The 18,123-nt window shown below is 72.1% G+C and carries 16 protein-coding genes and 1 tRNA gene; 1 reads left to right on the forward strand and 16 read right to left on the reverse strand.

The window, feature by feature from the left end:
- Positions 1–183: 183 nt before the first annotated feature.
- The 13 genes from ACFVNO_RS08990 to ACFVNO_RS09050 form a co-directional block, all read right to left on the reverse strand.
- Positions 184–1,335, reverse strand: a complete 1,152-nt coding sequence (locus tag ACFVNO_RS08990; RefSeq protein WP_355266522.1) for an MraY family glycosyltransferase — start codon at positions 1,333–1,335, stop codon at positions 184–186.
- 40 nt (positions 1,336–1,375) lie between these two features.
- Positions 1,376–2,173, reverse strand: coding sequence for an L-threonylcarbamoyladenylate synthase (locus ACFVNO_RS08995; protein ID WP_378890883.1), 798 nt, complete (start codon positions 2,171–2,173; stop codon positions 1,376–1,378).
- Positions 2,174–2,249: 76 nt separating this feature from the next.
- The gene (gene prmC, locus ACFVNO_RS09000; RefSeq protein ID WP_220562995.1) at positions 2,250–3,113 is read right to left on the reverse strand and encodes a peptide chain release factor N(5)-glutamine methyltransferase; all 864 of its coding nucleotides are present in this window, start codon (positions 3,111–3,113) and stop codon (positions 2,250–2,252) included.
- Positions 3,110–4,180 carry a peptide chain release factor 1 gene (gene prfA, locus ACFVNO_RS09005; protein ID WP_220565322.1) on the reverse strand — a complete coding sequence of 357 codons (1,071 nt, stop codon included), beginning with the start codon at positions 4,178–4,180 and terminating at the stop codon, positions 3,110–3,112. Before prfA ends, prmC begins: the two co-directional genes overlap by 4 nt.
- 109 nt (positions 4,181–4,289) lie before the next feature.
- Positions 4,290–4,502, reverse strand: a complete 213-nt coding sequence (gene rpmE / locus ACFVNO_RS09010; protein ID WP_355266515.1) for a 50S ribosomal protein L31 — start codon at positions 4,500–4,502, stop codon at positions 4,290–4,292.
- 194 nt (positions 4,503–4,696) lie between these two features.
- The gene (locus tag ACFVNO_RS09015) at positions 4,697–6,508 is read right to left on the reverse strand and encodes an L-lactate permease (protein WP_355266512.1); all 1,812 of its coding nucleotides are present in this window, start codon (positions 6,506–6,508) and stop codon (positions 4,697–4,699) included.
- A gap of 348 nt (positions 6,509–6,856) precedes the next feature.
- Entirely contained in the window at positions 6,857–8,812 is a 1,956-nt protein-coding gene (rho, locus tag ACFVNO_RS09020) for a transcription termination factor Rho (RefSeq protein WP_355266509.1), read from the reverse strand.
- 442 nt (positions 8,813–9,254) lie between these two features.
- Positions 9,255–10,217, reverse strand: a complete 963-nt coding sequence (thrB, locus tag ACFVNO_RS09025; protein WP_355266506.1) for a homoserine kinase — start codon at positions 10,215–10,217, stop codon at positions 9,255–9,257.
- Positions 10,218–10,308: 91 nt separating this feature from the next.
- Positions 10,309–11,373 (reverse strand): threonine synthase, encoded by a 1,065-nt coding sequence (gene thrC, locus ACFVNO_RS09030; RefSeq protein WP_220563000.1) that lies wholly within the window; start codon positions 11,371–11,373, stop codon positions 10,309–10,311.
- A 234-nt stretch (positions 11,374–11,607) separates the two neighbouring features.
- Positions 11,608–12,894, reverse strand: coding sequence for a homoserine dehydrogenase (locus tag ACFVNO_RS09035; RefSeq protein ID WP_355266503.1), 1,287 nt, complete (start codon positions 12,892–12,894; stop codon positions 11,608–11,610).
- 55 nt (positions 12,895–12,949) lie between these two features.
- Positions 12,950–14,335, reverse strand: coding sequence for a diaminopimelate decarboxylase (gene lysA / locus ACFVNO_RS09040; RefSeq protein ID WP_355266500.1), 1,386 nt, complete (start codon positions 14,333–14,335; stop codon positions 12,950–12,952).
- A gap of 111 nt (positions 14,336–14,446) precedes the next feature.
- Positions 14,447–15,535 carry a DALR anticodon-binding domain-containing protein gene (locus ACFVNO_RS09045; protein WP_355266498.1) on the reverse strand — a complete coding sequence of 363 codons (1,089 nt, stop codon included), beginning with the start codon at positions 15,533–15,535 and terminating at the stop codon, positions 14,447–14,449.
- Positions 15,532–15,915, reverse strand: a complete 384-nt coding sequence (locus tag ACFVNO_RS09050) for a response regulator (protein ID WP_220563004.1) — start codon at positions 15,913–15,915, stop codon at positions 15,532–15,534. Before ACFVNO_RS09050 ends, ACFVNO_RS09045 begins: the two co-directional genes overlap by 4 nt.
- 118 nt (positions 15,916–16,033) lie before the next feature.
- Here ACFVNO_RS09050 and ACFVNO_RS09055 point away from each other — a divergent pair.
- Positions 16,034–16,105, forward strand: a tRNA-Arg gene (locus ACFVNO_RS09055).
- A gap of 212 nt (positions 16,106–16,317) precedes the next feature.
- Here the strand turns inward: ACFVNO_RS09055 and ACFVNO_RS09060 are convergent.
- From ACFVNO_RS09060 to ACFVNO_RS09070, 3 genes are read right to left on the reverse strand one after another with little or no spacing between them, the layout of a single operon-like run.
- Entirely contained in the window at positions 16,318–17,727 is a 1,410-nt protein-coding gene (locus ACFVNO_RS09060) for a tyrosine-type recombinase/integrase (protein WP_378890894.1), read from the reverse strand.
- Positions 17,727–17,933 (reverse strand): helix-turn-helix transcriptional regulator, encoded by a 207-nt coding sequence (locus tag ACFVNO_RS09065; RefSeq protein ID WP_378890897.1) that lies wholly within the window; start codon positions 17,931–17,933, stop codon positions 17,727–17,729. Before ACFVNO_RS09065 ends, ACFVNO_RS09060 begins: the two co-directional genes overlap by 1 nt.
- Positions 17,930–18,115 (reverse strand): hypothetical protein, encoded by a 186-nt coding sequence (locus tag ACFVNO_RS09070; protein WP_378890900.1) that lies wholly within the window; start codon positions 18,113–18,115, stop codon positions 17,930–17,932. The genes ACFVNO_RS09065 and ACFVNO_RS09070 overlap by 4 nt, the downstream gene beginning before the upstream one ends.
- Positions 18,116–18,123 lie beyond the last annotated feature (8 nt).

Raw genomic sequence — 18,123 nt, forward strand, 5'->3', positions numbered from 1 at the left:
ACAAGGTTTTCGGTGCTGAATCCGGGGGTTCCTTAACGCGACCTTAACGCCTCGGGAAACGCCCGCTCCGCCCGCGTTTCGGGCCTTGTGTCACCTTGGCCACACCCGTCACGACCACCTCGGAGGCACCCCGTACCGGGTGCCGAAAGGGACCTGCGACCCCTTTGCGAGGTCACAGTCCTCTCACCGTTTCACACCGTCCCCGGAACGGGCGCCGCGCGCCCGGTCCCAGGGCAGCAGGCCGCGGCGGCGCAGCCGGGGCAGGGCGATGAGGCCGACCGCGCAGACCGCGACCAGGGCGGTCACCGTCAGCACGACCACCGCGGAGTCGAACACCGACAGCGCCACCGCGGCGAACGCCACGATCCCCGCCCACAGGTACATGAGGAGCACCGCGCGCACGTGGCTGTGCCCCATGTCGAGCAGGCGGTGGTGCAGGTGCCCGCGGTCCGGGGCGAACGGCGACTTGCCCGCCAGGGTGCGGCGCAGCACGGCCAGCACCAGGTCCGCCAGCGGCAGCGCGATGACCAGCAGCGGCAGCGCGATCGGCAGGAACACGACCAGGCCGGAGTTGAACTCCTCGCGGGCGGTGTTGGCGTCGAACTGCCCGGTCACCGTGATGGTGATGGAGGTGAGCAGCAGGCCCAGCAGCATGGAGCCGGTGTCGCCCATGAACACCCTGGCCGGGTGGAAGTTGTGGCAGAGGAATCCGACACAGGTGCCCGCGAGGATGATCGCGATCATCGCCGGGTAGGACTGGCGGACGAACCCCTGCTCCACCGCCACCACGTAGTAGTAGGCGAAGAAGGCCAGGGCCGAGATGCCGACGATGCCCGCGGCCAGGCCGTCCAGGCCGTCGGCGAAGTTGACCGCGTTGATGGTCACCACGATGAGCAGCACCGACACCAGCGCGCCCAGCCAGGGGCCGAGCGAGAGCTGGGTGCCGGGCAGCGGCAGCCACAGCAGCTGCACGCCCGCGGCGACGAGGATGCCCGCGGCCGCGACCTGCCCGGCGAGCTTGCTCACCGGGTCCATCCCCCACCGGTCGTCGATGACGCCGATGACCGTGATGAGGCCGCCGGCCAGCAGCAGGCCGATCCAGGTATCGGCGACGAACACGTTCTGCAGGTGCGGCAGTTGCGCGGAGAGCAGCAGGGCCACGGCGAAGCCGCCGTAGATGGCCAGTCCGCCCAGCCGGGGGATGGGCTCGGTGTGCACGTCGCGGTCGCGCACCGGCGGCGTGGCGCCGAAGGCGATCGCGAACTTGCGCACCAGCGGCACGAGCAGGTAGGTCACCGCGGCGGCGATGACGAAGGTGAGCGCGTACTCCCGCACGGCCTTGGCCCTTCTGTCTCTGTGTCCCGGGACGGGGCGGTCAGTCGCGGTCGGTGGCCTCGGGCGCGGCCTCCCCGGCTGCGGGCCCGGTGCCCGTCGCGGGGGCGTCGGCGTCGGCGGCCTCGGGGGTGTCCCCGGCCGGCGCGTCCTCACCGGCCTCCCGGGCCTTGGGCCGGTCGGGGCCCTTGCGCAGCTCGCCGATGACGGTGCCGCACACCTCGCGCAGCTTCTCGATGGGGATGGCGCCGCTGCGCAGCACCCGCGGGACCGCGTAGGTGAGGTCGACGATGGTGGAGGGCACCGGCGTCTCCGCCGCCCCGCCGTCGAGGTAGACGGCGACGGTCTCCTCCCCCAGCTGCGCGATGGCCTCCTCGGCCGTGGTCGCGGCCGGGCCGCCGGAGAGGTTGGCGCTGCTGACCGCCATCGGTCCCGTCTCCTTGAGCAGGTCCAGGGCGACCGGGTCCATCGGCATGCGCACCGCGACGGTGCCCTTGGTGTCGCCCAGGTCCCAGGACAGGCTGGGGGTGGCGGCGCACACCAGGGTGAGCGGGCCGGGCCAGAACTCGTCCATGAGGTCGCGGCCGAACCGGCCCAGGTCGTCGACCAGCGCCATCGCCGCGCGGGTCGAGCCGACCAGCACCGACGGGGGCACGTCGCGGCCCCGGCCCTTGGCCGCCAGCAGGTCCGCGACGGCCTTGGGACTGAAGGCGTCGGCGCCGATGCCGTACACGGTGTCCGTGGGCAGCACCACCAGCTCGCCTCGGCGGACCGCGGACGCGGCGTCGGCGATACCGTCCTTGCGGGCGGTCTCGTCCGCGCAGTCGTAGATGCGGCTCACCTGCGTTCACCTCGTTCTCGAGCGGGTGGGCCGGTCGGCGCCGGCCCGGGGGGCGGGATCGTGACGACCGGGCCGGTCAGTCCTCGTGGTCGGCCCGGCGCATGACCACGAAGCGGTCGCGCCTGGCCAGGTCCTTGCGGTTGAGGACGTCGCGCCAGCCCTTGTCCTCGGGGAAGAGCCAGGGGATGTCGATGCCCTGGCCGTCGTGGTGCTCCACGGCCATGGCCCCGCCGGGGCGCAGCAGCCTGCGGCCGACCGCCTCCAGGTCGCGGATCATGTCCAGGCCGTCCTCGCCCGACCACAGCGCGGGGGCGGGGTCGAAGTTGCGCACCTCCGGGGGGATGGCGTCGGCCTCCCGGGTGGGCACGTAGGGCGGGTTGCTGATGAGCAGGTCGACGCCGCCGTTGAGCTCGGGCAGCGCGGTGCGCATGTCGCCGTGGTGCAGGGTGACCCGGTCGGCGTGCCCGCTGGCGTCGATGTTGCGCCGGGCCCACTCCAGGGCCGTCGGGTCGATCTCCACGGTGTGCACCCGGGAGCGGGGCACCTCCTGGGCGATCGAGATGGCGATGGCGCCCGAGCCGGCGCCCAGGTCGACGACCAGCGGGTCGGCGACGTCCATGGCACGCAGCGTCTCGATGGCCCAGTCGACCATGATCTCGGTCTCCGGCCGGGGGACGAACACGCCCGGGCCGACCCTCAGTTCGAGGTAGCGGAAGTAGGCGCGGCCGGTGATGTGCTGGAGCGGCTCGCGGGCCTCGCGGCGGGCGACGCACTCCCAGTACCGGGCGTCGAAGTCGGTGTCGGCGACCGTGTGCAGTTCCCCTCGACGGACACCGTGCACGAACGCCGCGAGCTCCTCGGCGTCCGTGCGAGGCGATGCGATGCCCGCGTCCGCGAGTCTCAGTGTCGCGCGGGCGACCTCGTCGAGAAGAAGGTTCATGATCCCTGGGCCGCTTCGAGCCTTTCCTTGGTGTCCGCGTCCACGAGGGCCTTGACGACGCCGTCCAGCTCCCCGTCGAGGACCTGGTCGAGGTTGTAGGCCTTGTAGCCGACACGGTGGTCGGAGATGCGGTTCTCCGGGAAATTGTAGGTGCGCACGCGCTCGGAGCGGTCCACCGTGCGGACCTGGCTCTTGCGCTCGGCGGCGGCCTCGGCGTCCGCGCTGGCCTGGGCCTCGGCGTAGATGCGGGCGCGCAGGATGCGCATGGCCTGCTCCTTGTTCTGGAGCTGGCTCTTCTCGTTCTGGCAGGAGGCCACGATGCCGGTGGGCAGGTGGGTGATGCGCACCGCGGAGTCGGTGGTGTTGACGCTCTGGCCGCCGGGGCCGGAGGAGCGGTACACGTCGATGCGCAGGTCCTTGTCGTGGATCTCGACCTCGATGTCCTCGGCCTCGGGGACCACCAGGACACCGGCCGCGGAGGTGTGGATGCGGCCCTGCGACTCGGTGACGGGAACGCGCTGGACGCGGTGGACGCCGCCCTCGAACTTGAGCATCGGCCAGACGCCGGTCCCCGGCTCGGGGGTGCCCTTGTTCTTGAAGGCGATGGTGATGTCCTTGTAGCCGCCCAGGTCGGAGTGGGTGGTGTCGATGACCTCGGTCTTCCACCCCTGGCGCTCGGCGTAGCGCAGGTACATGCGGACCAGGTCGGCGGCGAACAGGGCGGACTCCTCGCCGCCCTCGCCGGCCTTGACCTCCATGATGAGGTTCTTGTCGTCGGCGGGGTCGCGCGGGATGAGCAGGAAGCGCAGCCGGTCGGTGAGGCGCTCGGCCTCGGCGGTCAGGCGGTCGGCCTCCTCGGCGAAGGAGGAGTCCTCGGCGGCGAGCTCGCGGGCGGCCTCGATGTCGCTCTCGGTCTCCTTGAGCGCGCGGTACGTCTCGATGATGGGGGTGAGCTGCGCGTAGCGCTTGCCCAGTGTGCGCGCCCGGCCCTGGTCGGCGTGCACCTCCGGGTCGGCGAGCTGCTGCTCCAGCTCGTAGTACTCCCCCAGGAGGTCGTCCAGCTTCACTTGTGCCACCCCGTCTTGATTCGCGTGCCTCGCCTGCCGTGTCGCCCCCGCGGGGGCCGTGGGTCCCGTGGCGCCGGGTGCACCGGCGCCACGGGCGGAGCGGGCGCCGCTACTTGGTGCGCTTGCCGAAGCGCTTCTCGAAGCGGGCGACCCGGCCACCGGTGTCGAGGATCTTCTGCTTGCCCGTGTAGAACGGGTGGCACTCGGAGCACACCTCGGCGCGGATCTTGCCGTCGGTCACCGTGCTGCGGGTCACGAACTGGGCACCGCAGGTGCAGGTCACCTCGGTGGTGACGTACTCGGGGTGGATGTCGGCCTTCATCGTGTGTCTCCTTGTTATGCGCGGCCGCCGGGCGCACGCCTGACGCACCACCGCTGCGGTGGGGCGTCGTGAAGGTCATGCGCGAACCGGTGCCGCGGCGATCCAGGTAAGGGGCGGCGGGTCCTCATGGAGGAGGACGGGCCGTATCCCCGACTACCAGTTTGCCAGAACCACAACCATGCCGTGACCGGTATCTATTCCGCCTTCCCGCCCCTCCCCTCCGCGGTGACGGCGGCGCGGCGCGCGTCGGACCGCCGCAGGTACACGGCGAGCCCGGCGAGCAGCAGCAGGAGCGCCGCCAGGACGAGGGTCCCGGCGTCGAACCCGACCCCGTGGATGAGGATGTGGGCCAGGGACCCGGCCGCGACGACGTAGTAGACCATCGGGATCACCGTCTGGCGGATCAGGTCCCCCTCGCGTCCGGCGAGGCCGACCACGGCGGAGGCGGCGACCACGTTGTGCACGGTGATCATGTTGCCCGCGGCGCCTCCGGCGGCCTGGGCGGCGACCACCGTCTCGGGGGGCACGCCGATGCGTTCGGCGGTGGAGAACTGGAAGAGGGAGAACATCAGGTTGGAGACGGTGTTGGACCCGGCGACGAAGGCCCCGAGGGCGCCGATCCAGGGGGCGTAGAGCGGCCAGGCGGCGCCGCCGAGCTCGGCCGCGCCGGAGGCGAGGGTCAGGGGCATGCTCGCCAGGTCGGTCTCGCCGAAGTCGGCGCCGGTGTTGATGAAGACCCGCACCAGGGGGACGGCGAAGAGCAGGGCGACGGCCGCCCCGGCGAGCTGGGAGCCCGCCATCCCCCAGGAGGCGAGGATCTCGCGGCCCTTCATCCGGTGCAGCCCGTAGGTGAGGAGGCAGACCAGGATGAAGGTCGCGCCCGGGGAGTAGAGGGGTTCGATGGCCTGGGCCACGGGCGTGCCGAAGATGTCGGAGGCCCCGACGGTGATGCCGGTCAGCCAGGCCTTGACGGGGTCGATGGTGCGGGTGGCGACGAGGATGCCCGCCACCAGGAGGTAGGGGGACCAGGCGCGCAGCAGCCCCATGCGCCGTTCGGCGGTCCCGGCCCCGTTCTCCGGCTGGGCGAGGCTCCCGCTCCACCGGGCGAGCCAGTCCTCCCGGGGCGGGAAGTCCCAGGTCTCCTTGGGCATGAGGAAGCCCTTGCGGGCGGCGAGGACGACGATGACCAGGCCGGTCAGCCCGCCCAGGAGGCTGGTGAACTCGACGCCGAGGAAGTAGTTGTACAGGACGGAGGGGACGGTCATGGCGAAGGCCGCGAAGAGGGCGAACCTCCACACCCCGAAGCCGTCGGAGAAGCGCCTGCGGCCCCCGTAGAAACCGCAGAGCATGCAGCTGATGAAGAGCGGGACGAGGGTGCCGGCCGCCGCGTGCAGCAGGACGGTCTGGAACCCGATGTGGGAGACGAACTCGGGGAACGCCAGCCCCAGGACCGAGGCCCGCTCGGCGACGTCGGGCGAACCCTCCAGTCCGCCCGAGACCCCGACCAGGATGGGGGTGCCCACCGCGCCGAAGCTGACGGGGGTGCTCTGGATGACCAGGCCGACCATGACGGCCGCCATGGCGGGGAAGCCCAGGGCGAACATCAGGGGGGCGACCACGGCGGCGGGCGTGCCGAACCCGGAGGCGCCCTCGATGAAGCTCCCGAAGAGCCATCCGATGATGATGGCCTGGATCCGGCGGTCCGGGCTGATGTCGGTGAAGGTGGCGCGGATGGTGGCGATGGCGCCGCTCTTGGTGAGGGTCGCCAGCAGGAGCAGGGCGCCGAAGATGATGTAGAGGAGGCCGATCGCGAGGATCAGGCCCTGGACGGTGGAGGCGGCGACCGCCACCCATTCGGTGTTCCAGGCGGTGACGGCGATGAGGACGACGACCGCGTAGCCGACGGGCATGGCGTACTTGGCGGGGGCCCGGAACCCGACGAGCAGGACGCCGACGACGAGGATCGGGGTGAGCGCGAGCAGGCTGAGCAGGGCGAGGTTGTCCATGTGGACGGCTCCCTGGTGTTGCTGGGGGTACTCGACCGGGCCGACCCTAAATCGTTTTATGAAGCGGGGACATCCCCCGAGGGTGACCTGCAACACATCGGTGATCTTTTTCGTCTGCCAGTGCCCGTTTTCCGGATAACGAAAGAACGGCCCTCTCCTTCCGGAGAGGGCCGTCCGCTTCCCTCGCTCTCCCCACATGGGGGGCGGTGCCGGTTCGGACGCGCACTCGGGACCGCCCCTGGTCTTCGCAGCGGGTGCGGGGACGGGCGGGACCCTACCGGCCGGTGACGACGGACGGCGGCCCTCCCCGGGTGGGGAGGGCCGCCGTGCGCGTCACGCGGTGGGCGCTCAGGTGGTCTTCTGCACCTGGAGCAGGAACTCCGCGTTGCTCTTGGACTCCTTCATCTTGTCCAGGAGCAGCTCGATGGCCTGCTGGGTGTCGAGCGCGTGCAGGACCCGGCGCAGCTTCCAGACGACGTTGAGCTCCTCCTGCGACATGAGGATCTCCTCCTTGCGGGTGCTGGAGGCGTCCACGTCGACCGCGGGGAAGATGCGCTTGTCGGCCAGGGAGCGGCTGAGCTTGAGCTCCATGTTGCCGGTGCCCTTGAACTCCTCGAAGATCACCTCGTCGGCGCGCGAGCCGGTCTCCACCAGCGCGGTCGCCAGGATGGTGAGCGAGCCGCCGCCCTCGATGTTGCGGGCGGCGCCGAAGAAGCGCTTGGGCGGGTACAGCGCCGTGGAGTCCACACCGCCGGACATGATGCGCCCGCTGGCCGGGGCGGCCAGGTTGTAGGCGCGGCCCAGGCGGGTGATGGAGTCCAGCAGGACGACGACGTCCATGCCCATCTCGACCAGGCGCTTGGCCCGCTCGATGGCCAGGTCGGCGACGACCGTGTGGTCCTCGGCCGGGCGGTCGAAGGTCGAGTGGATGACCTCGCCCTTGACCGTGCGCTGCATGTCGGTGACCTCCTCGGGACGCTCGTCCACGAGGATCACCATGAGGTAGCACTCCGGGTTGTTCTCGGTGATGGCGTTGGCGATCGCCTGCATCACCATCGTCTTGCCCGCCTTGGGCGGGGAGACGATCAGCCCGCGCTGGCCCTTGCCGATGGGTGCGACCAGGTCGATGATGCGCGTGGTCAGCACGCCCGGCTCGGTCTCCAGCCGCAGCCGCTCCTGCGGGTACAGCGGGACGAGCTTGGAGAACTCCTGGCGGTTCTTGGCCTGGTCGGGCGACATGCCGTTGACCGAGTCCAGGCGCACCAGGGCGTTGAACTTCTCCTTGCGCTCGCCGTCGCGGGGCTGGCGGACCGCGCCGATGATGTGGTCGCCCTTGCGCAGGCCGTGCTTGCGCACCTGGGCCAGGGAGACGTAGACGTCGCTGGACCCGGGCAGGTAGCCCGTGGTGCGGACGAACGCGTAGTTGTCCAGGATGTCGAGGATGCCCGCGACCGGCAGCAGGACGTCGTCCTCGCCGATCACCGGCTCCGGCTCCTGGCCGCCCCGTCCGCCGCGCCGGTCCCTGCGGTCCCGGCGGCGGCCCCGGCGGCGTCCGCCGAACTCGTCGTCGTCGGCGCCGCCCGCGCCGCCGCGTCCCTGCTGGCCGCCGCCCTGGCCGCCCTGCTGGGAACCTCCGGCGCTCTGGTCGTCGCCGCCGCGGTTGCGGTTGCGGCGGTTGCGCTGGCGCTCACGGCCCTGCCCGGACCGGCCTTCGCGGTCCTCGGAGCTGTCGGAGCCGGTCTTCTGGGGGGTGCTGGATGTCTTGGTCACGCTGCTCGCGGAGGTAGAGGAGTCGGTGCCGTCCACCGATCGGGGCTGGTCGCCGGCCTCGTCCCCGCGCCTGCGGGTGGAGCGGCGGCTCCGGGGCGCCTTCTCGCCCCGCCCCTGGGGGTCGGTCACGGCCTGGTCCGACGACCGGTCGGCGCGCGTGCGCGCCTCGTCCGAGCCCGACGGCTCCTGGGACCGGCTGTCGGTTGCCTCGACCTTACCGGCCTCGGGCTCGGTCTCGGTCTTCTTCGGCGATTTGGCCTTGGTCGGTGCTCCCACGGGACCGCCCTGCTTGGCCTCGATGGCGGCGATGACGTCGCTCTTGCGCATGCGCCCCGTACCGGTGATGCCCAGGCTCGACGCGAGCTTCTGCAGCTCGGGGAGCTTCAGGGCGGCGAGACCGGTGCCGCGCGCCGCGGCGCGGGACCTGCTCGGCGACGTCGTGGCCGAAGCGTCGCCGGCCTCCGCTCCGGAGGCGCCGGTGCCGTTCTTGCTGTCGACCGCCGCGTCCGTTCGGAGTTCGGTGGTGTCGCTCACTAAGGGTCCTTCCCAAGGAGCGGGCTTCGGCCGTCAGCGGGTGCTGGAGCGGCCGGCCCGGTGGTGCGAACCGGCTGGGCCGGGTAGGGCGTGCCCCACGTGGATGTCGGAAACCGGCGAGAAGACGGTCCCCTACCCGATCGCGGCGGGCTCTGGGTACAGCCAGACGTCGGGGCGGGTGGCTCGGTGGTACTGCCGATCGACCGCGGCGGAACGCTCATCCGGGGAGGAGGAGCTGGCAGCGGGGATGTCGACACGTTCGCGGAGAATCCGCGGAATCGACACACCGACCACCGCTTCCGGACGGTCGTGGGACCGGACCACCGGAGTATGGGATGCGGAGGCCGCTGTGGCGGATGAGCACTCGCCCCGCAACGGGGCATCTGGTGCTTCACCTAGCCTAACATCACCAGAGGCCACGGCTATTCCTCGACACATGGTGCTACGGATGGGGAGATGGGGACCGCACCCCCGCCTGCTCGACCGGCAGGGGGCGTATGTCCCAATCATTACCCGCACTACGACGGATTGAATCAAGCGCCTCGGCGATTTCCGGCGAATCGGCCTCCGCCTCCCCCTCCGCCACGGAGCACAGCACCAGGACCGTGGGTCCCGCCCCGGAGACCACGGCGGGGAGTTCCCACTGGTCACGCAGGTCGCGTACGAGGTCGAGGGTGCGCGGCATGGCGGGCGCCCGATACTCCTCGTGTAGCCGATCCCGGGTGGCCGCGTACAGGGTTTCGGGATGGCCACAAACGGCCGCGGTCATCAGCGCGGCACGGCCCGCGTTGAAGGCCGCGTCGGCGTGCGGGACGCTCTCGGGCAGCAGCCCGCGGGCGCGTTCGGTGGACAGCCGCCACCCCGGGACGCACAGCACCGGGAGCAGGCGCGGGTCCGGGGCCAGGGAGACGGCGCCCCAGCGGTCGGCCTCGCGGTAGGCGACGGTGTAGCCGCCGAAGACGCACGGGGCGACGTTGTCGGGGTGGCCCTCCAGGTCGGCGGCGACCTGGTAGATCCAGTCGCGGTCCGGGCCGCCGTCGGGACCGGTGCGCCCCAGCAGGGCCGCGGCCGCGGCGACGCCGCCGACGATCGCGGAGGACGACGACCCCAGGCCGCGCGCGTGCGGGATGCGGTTGACGCAGGTCAGCGTGAGGCCGGGCAGCTTCTCCCCGGCGCGGTCGAAGGCCTCGGCCATGGAGCGGACGACGAGGTGGCGGTGGTCCGCGGGGACCTCTCCGGCGCCCTCACCGCTCACCTCCACCCGGAGTTCGCCGTCGTCGCGCAGCACGACCTCGAAGTCGTTGAACAGGGACAGCGCGAGGCCCAGGGCGTCGAAGCCCGGACCCAGGTTGGCGCTGGTGGCCGGGGCGCGGACGGAAACCCGGTCGGGGCGCGGTGGGGTCATGGCGGGGTCTTTCGGTGGGGTCTTCCGGTCGTGCGTGTTCACGGCGGTCCCGCTCCGGCGGGGGCGTGCGGACGCCCCCGCCGGAGGGTGCTCAGGCCAGGTCCAGGGCCCGGGCCGCGGCCAGGGCGTCGACCGGCACGGTGGTGGCCGAGGAGGCCCCGGCCAGGGCCCAGTCGGGGTCCTTGAGGCCGTTGCCGGTGACGGTGCAGACGATCCGGCTGCCGCGCTCGACCAGCCCGGCCTCGACGGCCTGGAGCAGGCCGGCGACGGAGGCCGCGGAGGCGAGTTCGACGAACACGCCCTCCTCGGCGGCCAGCAGCCGGTACGCGGCCATGATCTGGCGGTCGGTGACCTTGTCGATGATCCCGCCGGAGTCGTCGCGCGCCTGCTCGGCCAGGCTCCAGGAGGCCGGGTTGCCGATGCGGATCGCGGTGGCGATGGTGCTCGGGCTGGTGACCGGGGCGCCGTTGACGATCGGGGCTGCGCCGCTGGCCTGGAAGCCGAACATGCGCGGGTTGCGGGTGGAGATCCCGTCCCGGCTGTACTCGGTGTAGCCCATCCAGTAGGCGGAGATGTTCCCGGCGTTGCCGACGGGGATGCAGTGGACGTCCGGGGCGTCGCCCAGGGCGTCGACGATCTCGAAGGCGGCGGTCTTCTGGCCCTGGAGGCGGTAGGGGTTGACCGAGTTCACCAGGGCGACCGGGTAGTCGACGCTGAGCTTGCGGGCGAGTTCCAGGCAGTCGTCGAAGTTGCCGTCGACCTGGAGCAGGCGGGCGCCGTGCACGAGGGCCTGGGCGAGCTTGCCCATGGCGATCTTGCCCTGGGGCACCAGGACGGCGCAGGTCATCCCGGCGCGGATGGCGTAGGCGGCGGCGCTGGCGCTGGTGTTGCCCGTGGAGGCGCAGATGACGGCCTTGGCGCCGTCCTCGGCGGCCTTGGTGATGGCCATCGTCATGCCCCGGTCCTTGAAGGAGCCGGTGGGGTTGAGACCCTCCACCTTGAGGAAGACCTCGCATCCGGTGAGCTGGGATACGCGCGTGGCGGGCAGCAGGGGCGTGCCGCCCTCCTGGAGGGTGACGACGGGGGTGCTCTCGTTGACGGGGAGGCGGTCGCGGTACTCCTCGACGATGCCTCGCCACGCCCGTGCCTTGCTCACGACAGTGTCCCTTTCGGGTGGATGCGGATCCCGCTCGATACGCATGGAGAAGATGGAGAAGCGGCGGGGCGCCGTGGCCCCGTAGCGGACCCGGGACGCTGCCCCCACCTGGTACGAGTCTACGGCCAGGCCGGGATCATCTCGAATCGCGGTCGCCCTTGTCCGCATTCCGAGACGGCCGTCGGCGGGCCGGGGCCGGGGGCGGCGCGGGTGCCGCGCCAGCCCCGGCGGCGGTCAGTCCGCGAAGGTCTCCACGCGCATCACGCTGGCGACCTCGCGGACCATGTCGTGGACGCGCAGGTCCTCGACCGTGCGGCTGAGCGCGGCGTCCGGCGCGGGGTGGCTGACCAGCACCAGCTGGGCGTCGTCGCCGCGGCCCTCCTGGCGCACGTTCTTGATCGACACCTGGTGGCGGGCGAAGATCTCGGCGACCTTGGACAGCACGCCCGGGCGGTCGGCCACGTCCAGCGCCACGTGGTAGCTGGTGATGGTGTCGCCCATGTCGTGGACGCCCAGGCCGGTGTCGTGGCCGCCCTCGGCGACCGAGGTCCCCGCCCGGCGGTTGCGCGCCACCGCGACCACGTCGCCCAGCACCGCGCTGGCCGTGGGGGTGCCGCCCGCGCCGGCGCCGTAGAACATCAGCCGGCCCGCCGACTCGGCCTCCACGAACACCGCGTTGTAGGCCTCCTTGACGCCGGCCAGCGGGTGGTCGACCGGCAGCATCACCGGGTGGACGCGCACGCCCACCGACTTGTCGTCCTCCGAGCGCTGGCAGATCGCCAGGAGTTTGACCACGCAGCCCATCGCCCTGGCGCTGGCGATGTCGGCGGCCGTCACCCCCGTGATGCCCTCGCGGTGCACGTCGGCGGCGGTCACCCGCTGGGTGTGGAAGGCCAGCCGCGCCAGGATCGCGGCCTTGGCGGCGGCGTCGAAGCCCTCCACGTCGGCCGTCGGGTCGGCCTCGGCGTACCCCAGGGCCTGGGCCTCCTCCAAGGACTCGGTGAACCCGGCGCCCAGGGAGTCCATCCGGTCCAGGATGTAGTTGGTGGTGCCGTTGACGATGCCCAGCACCCGGTTGACGCGGTCGCCGGCCAGCGAGTCGCGCAGCGGGCGCAGCAGCGGGATGGCGCCCGCCACCGACGCCTCGTAGTACAGGTCCACCCCGGCCTCGCGGGCGGCCGCGTGCAGGGTCTGGCCGTCCTCGGCCAGCAGCGCCTTGTTGGCCGTGACCACGGACTTGCCCGCCCCGATCGCCGCCAGGATCAGCGAGCGCGCCGGCTCGATCCCGCCGATGACCTCCACCACGACGTCGATGTCGGGCCGGGTGGCCAGGGCCATGGCGTCGGTGGTCAGCAGCTCGGGGGAGACGCCGCGGGCGCGGTCGATGCGCCGCACCGCGATCCCGCCGACCTCGATGGGCGTGCCGATCCGTGCGGCCAGCTCCTCGGACTGCTCCTCGATCAGGCGAACGACTTGCGAACCCACAACGCCGCATCCGAGCAGCGCCACCTTCATCGCCATTTGGGCGTGACTCCCAGTTCTCTCGTGATCCTCTGACCGTCGCCGCGCGGACCGGTCAGCCGACGTCCAGGCGGAGGAGGTCCTCCTCGGTCTCCCTGCGCACGATCACGCGGGCGGCACCGTCCCGGACCGCGACCATCGCGGGCCGCGGCAGGTGGTTGTAGTTGCTCGCCATGGAGAGGCAGTACGCGCCGGTGGCCGCGACCGCGACGAGGTCGCCCGGGCGCAGGTCGGCCGGCAGGTACAGGTCGTGCACGATGATGTCGCCGCTCTCGCAGTGCTTGCCCACCAGGCGGGACAGCATCGGCCCGGCGGCGCTCTCGCGCGAGACGAGGCGGCCGGTGTACTCGGCGCCGTACAGGGCGGTGCGGATGTTGTCGCTCATGCCGCCGTCGACGCTGACGTAGGTGCGGATGCCCTCGACGTCCTTGACCGTGCCGACCTCGTAGACGGTGATCCCGGGCGGGCCCGCGATGGCGCGGCCCGGCTCCACGGCCAGGCGCGGCACCGGCAGCCCGGCCTCCTCGCACTCGCGGCGCACGATCGCCGTCAGGCCGTCGGCGATGGTCTTGGGGTCCAGCGGGGTGTCGTCGGAGGTGTAGGCGATGCCCAGGCCGCCGCCCAGGTCCAGCTCGGCCAGGGTGACGCCCAGGTCGGTGTGGATCCCGGCGAGGAACCGGGTGACGCGGCGCGCGGCCACCTCGAAGCCGGAGGTGTCGAAGATCTGGGAGCCGATGTGCGAGTGCAGGCCCACCAGGTCCAGGTGCGGCGCGTCCAGCACCCGGCGGACCGCCTCGGCGGCCGCGCCCGTGCTCAGCGCGAAGCCGAACTTCTGGTCGTCGTGGGCGGTGGCCACGAACTCGTGGGTGTGGGCCTCCACACCGGTGGTGACGCGGATCAGGACCTTCGGGGTGCGGTCCAGCCCGGCGGCGACGCGCTCCAGGCGCTCGATCTCGTCCAGCGAGTCGATGATGATCCGGCCGACGCCGGCCTCGACCGCCCGGTGCAGCTCGCGCTCCGACTTGTTGTTGCCGTGCATGCCGATGCGGTCGGCGGGCACCCCGGCGGCCAGGGCGACCGCCAGCTCGCCGCCCGAGCAGACGTCGAGCTTGAGGCCCTCCTCGATCACCCAGCGGGCGACCGCCTTGGTCAGCAGGGCCTTGCCCGCGTAGTAGACGTCGGACCCGGCGAACGCCGTGGCGTAGTCGCGGGCGCGCGCCCGGAAGTCCTCCTCGTCCATGACGAAGAGGGGCGTCTGGTAGGTGTCCGCCAGCTCGCGGACGTCGACGCCGCCCACGACCAGGGCGCCGTTCTCGCGGCGTGCGGTGGCGGGCCACACCCGGGGGTCGAGGGCGTTGAGGTCCTCGGGCGGCAGCGGCGGGTTGTCCTCGGGGAGGATCTCCGCGTGACGGGATCCGGCGGGGTGGGCGTAGCGGCTCATAACGGGCTTTCGGCTGGAACGGCGTGACGGGAGGGACGGCACCCCTCCCCCATTGTCCACTTCTCCGATCGGAACGCGGGCGTCGGGTGCGGCCCACCGGGCGCGGCGGGGTCACAGCCTTGTGGGCGCGGACACCCCGAGCAGGAACAGCCCGGTGCGGAGAATCCCGGCGACGGCGGACGGCAGCGCCGGGTCGGCGGTGGTGTACCCCGCCTGCGCGGTCGCGGCGGAGGGACAGGTCCGCCATTCATCGTAGGCACCGGCCAGGGTTTCCAGGTATCGGACCAGGATATGGGGTTCCTCTCGGCGGGCCGCCCCGGCCAGCGCGCTGGGTCCGTCCACCAGGGCGCGGCGCACCGGGGCGGTGTGCCGCTCGCAGGCCGCGTGCCGGGGCGCCCCCTCGGCCACCCACCGTTTCCGGGAGACCGCGTGGGCGTGGGCGTAGCGCAGCCGGAAGGCCGGGTTGGCGTCGGTCAGGCGGGCCCACGCGCCCGGGTACTCCGCCGACGGCAGCACCGGGAGGTCGCGGCCGGTCGTCTCCGTCTCGCGCGGGCGCTCGGGGATGGAGCGGCAGAACGCGATGCGGGCGCTGTCCTCGCCGACCGCGCCCAGCGCCCGGGCCGCGGGGGTGAACAGCCCGGCCCGGTCGCCGTCCAGGTAGGGGTCCCGCCAGGAGACCTCCCCCGCCTCCGGCACCGCGGGGGGAGCGTCGCCCGTGGCCAGGGCGATGCGGGAGCGCGCGTCCGCCCGCGCCCACCGGCGGGCCTGGGCCACCGGCCCGGCCGCGTGCAGGGCGGTGCGGGGCCACTCCCCCGCCCCGTCCCACCCGCGGCCGGTGAGGAAGCGGGGACCGTCCGCGGCCGCGCCCAGCAGGTCGTCGCGCTGGCGCGCGCCCAGGGTGACGTTCAGAAAGCCCCGGTCGTCGGCGTGCAGCCGGGCGTAGGACAGGCGGCCCCGGTCGCGCAGGTCGGCCATCCGGGCGGCGATGCGCCCGGCCACCCGCAGGTGCGGCCGCCCGGACCCGGGGGGCAGGCGGTCGCCCACCAGGCCCACCAGGCGCGGTGCCAGGGCGGTCGCGGCGTCGGCGCCCTCGGCGGCCTGGTCGCCGCGCGGCCACACGAACGGGATCCGCTCCGCGGGCAGGTCGAAGGCGTCGGCGGCGGCGGACCTCACGACCGCCTCCAGGTCGGCCGGGGTCACCCGCGCCCCCCGAGCAGGCCGCGTACGACGTCGATCAGCGCGTCGGGGTCGAACGGCTTGGTGACGTAGGCGTCCACGCCGATCCGCTCGCCCCGCCGCACGTCCTCCTCCTGGGTGCGCGCGGTGACCAGCACGATGGGCAGCGTCCGCGTCCGTTCACCGGCGCGCAACCGCTCCGCGGTCGTCCAGCCGTCCAGCCGGGGCATCATCACGTCGAGGGTGACCACGTGCGGGTCGATGTACCCGATCCGGTCGAGGCAGTCCTGCCCGTCCACGGCGGTGAACACCTCGAACCCCTCCAGTTCGAGGTTGAGGCGGATCAGTTCCCGGATCACGTCGTCGTCCTCGACGACGAGAACCCGTGCGGGCAAGGCGTTCACGGCGCGACACTACCGCCGCGGGGGCGGGCCGCACCACCGGAACGGGGGGATCCGCCGCGCGCGGCAAACGGGTGGACGAAGCGCGCGGAGCCCCTGCTACAGTTGTTCACGCAAGCCAGCCCCCTTAGCTCAGGGGATAGAGCAACGGCCTCCGGAGCCGTGTGCGCAGGTTCGAATCCTGCAGGGGGCACACAAGACGGACCAGCGGGTTCACCCCGCTGACCAGGCGAGAAGGCGTCCTTCGGGACGCCTTTCGTGTTTCAGGATTCATCATCTTCCACCAGGTTTCCCGAACCTCTGTGGTCGAGCTGTGGTCAGGACATTGAGACACAAAAAGGGCGGGGATCCCGATCGCTCGGGATCCCCGCCCTTGGTGCTGCTCCGACCCGGGATCCGGGTCGCTCAGTGGTGGTCGCCCATCCGGTCGATCCACACCTCGTCCATCTCGGTCCACACCTGTGCGTAGATCCGTTGCAGGACCTCCACACTGTGGCCGGCCCACTTGGCGACCTGGGTCGCCGGCACGCCGGAGTTGAGCCGGTAGGTCACCCCGGCGTGCCGGAGGTCGTAGGGGCGCTTCAGCAGCGGGCCCTCGTACTCCTCAGGGGTGAGGGCCAGTCGGCGGGTCCGGTCCCACACCCGCCAGTAGGTGCTGGGTTGGACGGGGTTGTCCCGAACGCTACGGAAGACCCGCCCGTCCGGTCCCGAACCGAACTTCAGCAGGTGCTCCCGCAGCAGCCGGACCAGCTCCGGGGGGATAGGGACCGTGCGCGACGCCTTCTCCCCGCGGCCCTTCAGCTCACGGTCGTCGTGCACGTGTCCGCTGTCGGTCCAGGCCTTGCCCGCGGCCGGCGCGGAGCGGGAGAAGGTGAGCTTCCCCCACCCCTCCGCAGGCAGCTCGCATCCGGAGCGGCGGAGGTTGGTCACCTCCTCCGGCCGCATCATCCCGTAGTACATGCAGCCGAACCAGGCGGCGAACCGCTCCCCCTGGTGGTGTCCGACGTAGGTCACCATCGTCAGGACCTGGCGGACCCGGGCCGGGTTGCCGATGGCGCGGGGGTCGACCTCCTCCTCGGTCTTGGGCGGCTTCCACTCCTGCGGTAGCTCGGCCCCCTTCTTCAGAGGGTTCTCCGGCAGCCGCTGCTTCAGGACGGCGTGGCTCAGGAGTGCCGAGAAACCCCGCCGGCGTCGACTGAAGTAGTCGGCCGACGCCCGGGAGCCGTCCAACAGCCGGGAACAGGCCCGTACGGCCGCACCGAGGCGCTGGGGATCCTTCAGGGCGCTCACTGGCAGGGATGCCTGCTGAAGCCTTTCCAGGACCTCCGCTGCCCGGGGAGGGGGCGCCAGGAAGCGCCACTCCCCCGCCTCGTCCCGCTCCAGGCGGAACGCCCACCGCCCCAGGACCTCACGCAGCAGTTCCCGGTCCTCCTTGCTCCATGGCTCCCGTACGAGGGCGGGAGTGACCGCGGTGAGCGCCTCCATCGCGCTGATGCGGGTCTTGGCAGCCATGTCCGGCCATCGCTCCAGGAGGTACTCCCGCGCGTGGGCGTACCAGGAGATGTCCCGCAGCTCCCGCAGCTTGGACTCGGGAAGGCCGGTCTCGGCATCGAACAGCTCCCCTTTGCGAGCCGCCTGCCGCAACTCCGTCATCCAGTTCTCGGCGAGTTCTTCGGTGGCGAAGGAGCGGTTGTGGACTTGGGCACCGGCCTTCCAGCGGGCCTGGTAGGGCTTGGGGTAGTTCTCTCCCTTCCTGGCGCCGGGCTTCTTTCGGAAGCGGATCTTGTAGAAGACCACGTCACCGGTCATGGGCATCAGGCGCCGCCCTCTTCCAGCCAGGCGTCGAGCCAGCTGCGGCGGATGCGGATCTCGCCGCGGCGGCCGCCCATCCGCTTCATCTTCGGGGCTTGGCCGAGCCGGACCATCCGGTCCCAGGTGCTGCGGGAGATGCGCAGTTCCTCGCAGACCTCCCGGACGGTGAGGAAGGAGTTCGGGCGGTCGGTGCGCGTTCCGGTGCTCATTCGGGGGTGACCTCCAGGTAGACGCGGACGTGGCCGGGGGTCTTGCGGCTGGGGTAGGGCTGGGAGGGGGCGGTGGCCGGCAGGGCGGAGGTGATCGCGTCGACCACCCGGTCGACGATCTCGGGCGGTCCGATCACGCGGACCTTGGCCAGCTCCAGGCGGGGTTTGCGGTCATGGGCCATGCTGGTGG

Source organism: Nocardiopsis sp. NPDC057823 (assembly GCF_042797335.1).
Taxonomy (GTDB): Bacteria; Actinomycetota; Actinomycetes; order Streptosporangiales; family Streptosporangiaceae; genus Nocardiopsis; species Nocardiopsis changdeensis.

What these genes read in the sequence shown, in the direction of transcription:
- ACFVNO_RS09060 (WP_378890894.1), bottom strand. Translation starts at nt 17,727, where the DNA reads ATGCCCATGACCGGTGACGTGGTCTTCTACAAGATCCGCTTCCGAAAG.
- prmC (WP_220562995.1), bottom strand. Translation starts at nt 3,113, where the DNA reads ATGAACCTTCTTCTCGACGAGGTCGCCCGCGCGACACTGAGACTCGCG.
- ACFVNO_RS09065 (WP_378890897.1), bottom strand. Translation starts at nt 17,933, where the DNA reads ATGAGCACCGGAACGCGCACCGACCGCCCGAACTCCTTCCTCACCGTC.
- thrB (WP_355266506.1), bottom strand. Translation starts at nt 10,217, where the DNA reads ATGACCCCACCGCGCCCCGACCGGGTTTCCGTCCGCGCCCCGGCCACC.
- lysA (WP_355266500.1), bottom strand. Translation starts at nt 14,335, where the DNA reads ATGAGCCGCTACGCCCACCCCGCCGGATCCCGTCACGCGGAGATCCTC.
- ACFVNO_RS09070 (WP_378890900.1), bottom strand. Translation starts at nt 18,115, where the DNA reads ATGGCCCATGACCGCAAACCCCGCCTGGAGCTGGCCAAGGTCCGCGTG.
- ACFVNO_RS09035 (WP_355266503.1), bottom strand. Translation starts at nt 12,894, where the DNA reads ATGGCGATGAAGGTGGCGCTGCTCGGATGCGGCGTTGTGGGTTCGCAA.
- ACFVNO_RS09015 (WP_355266512.1), bottom strand. Translation starts at nt 6,508, where the DNA reads ATGGACAACCTCGCCCTGCTCAGCCTGCTCGCGCTCACCCCGATCCTC.
- rpmE (WP_355266515.1), bottom strand. Translation starts at nt 4,502, where the DNA reads ATGAAGGCCGACATCCACCCCGAGTACGTCACCACCGAGGTGACCTGC.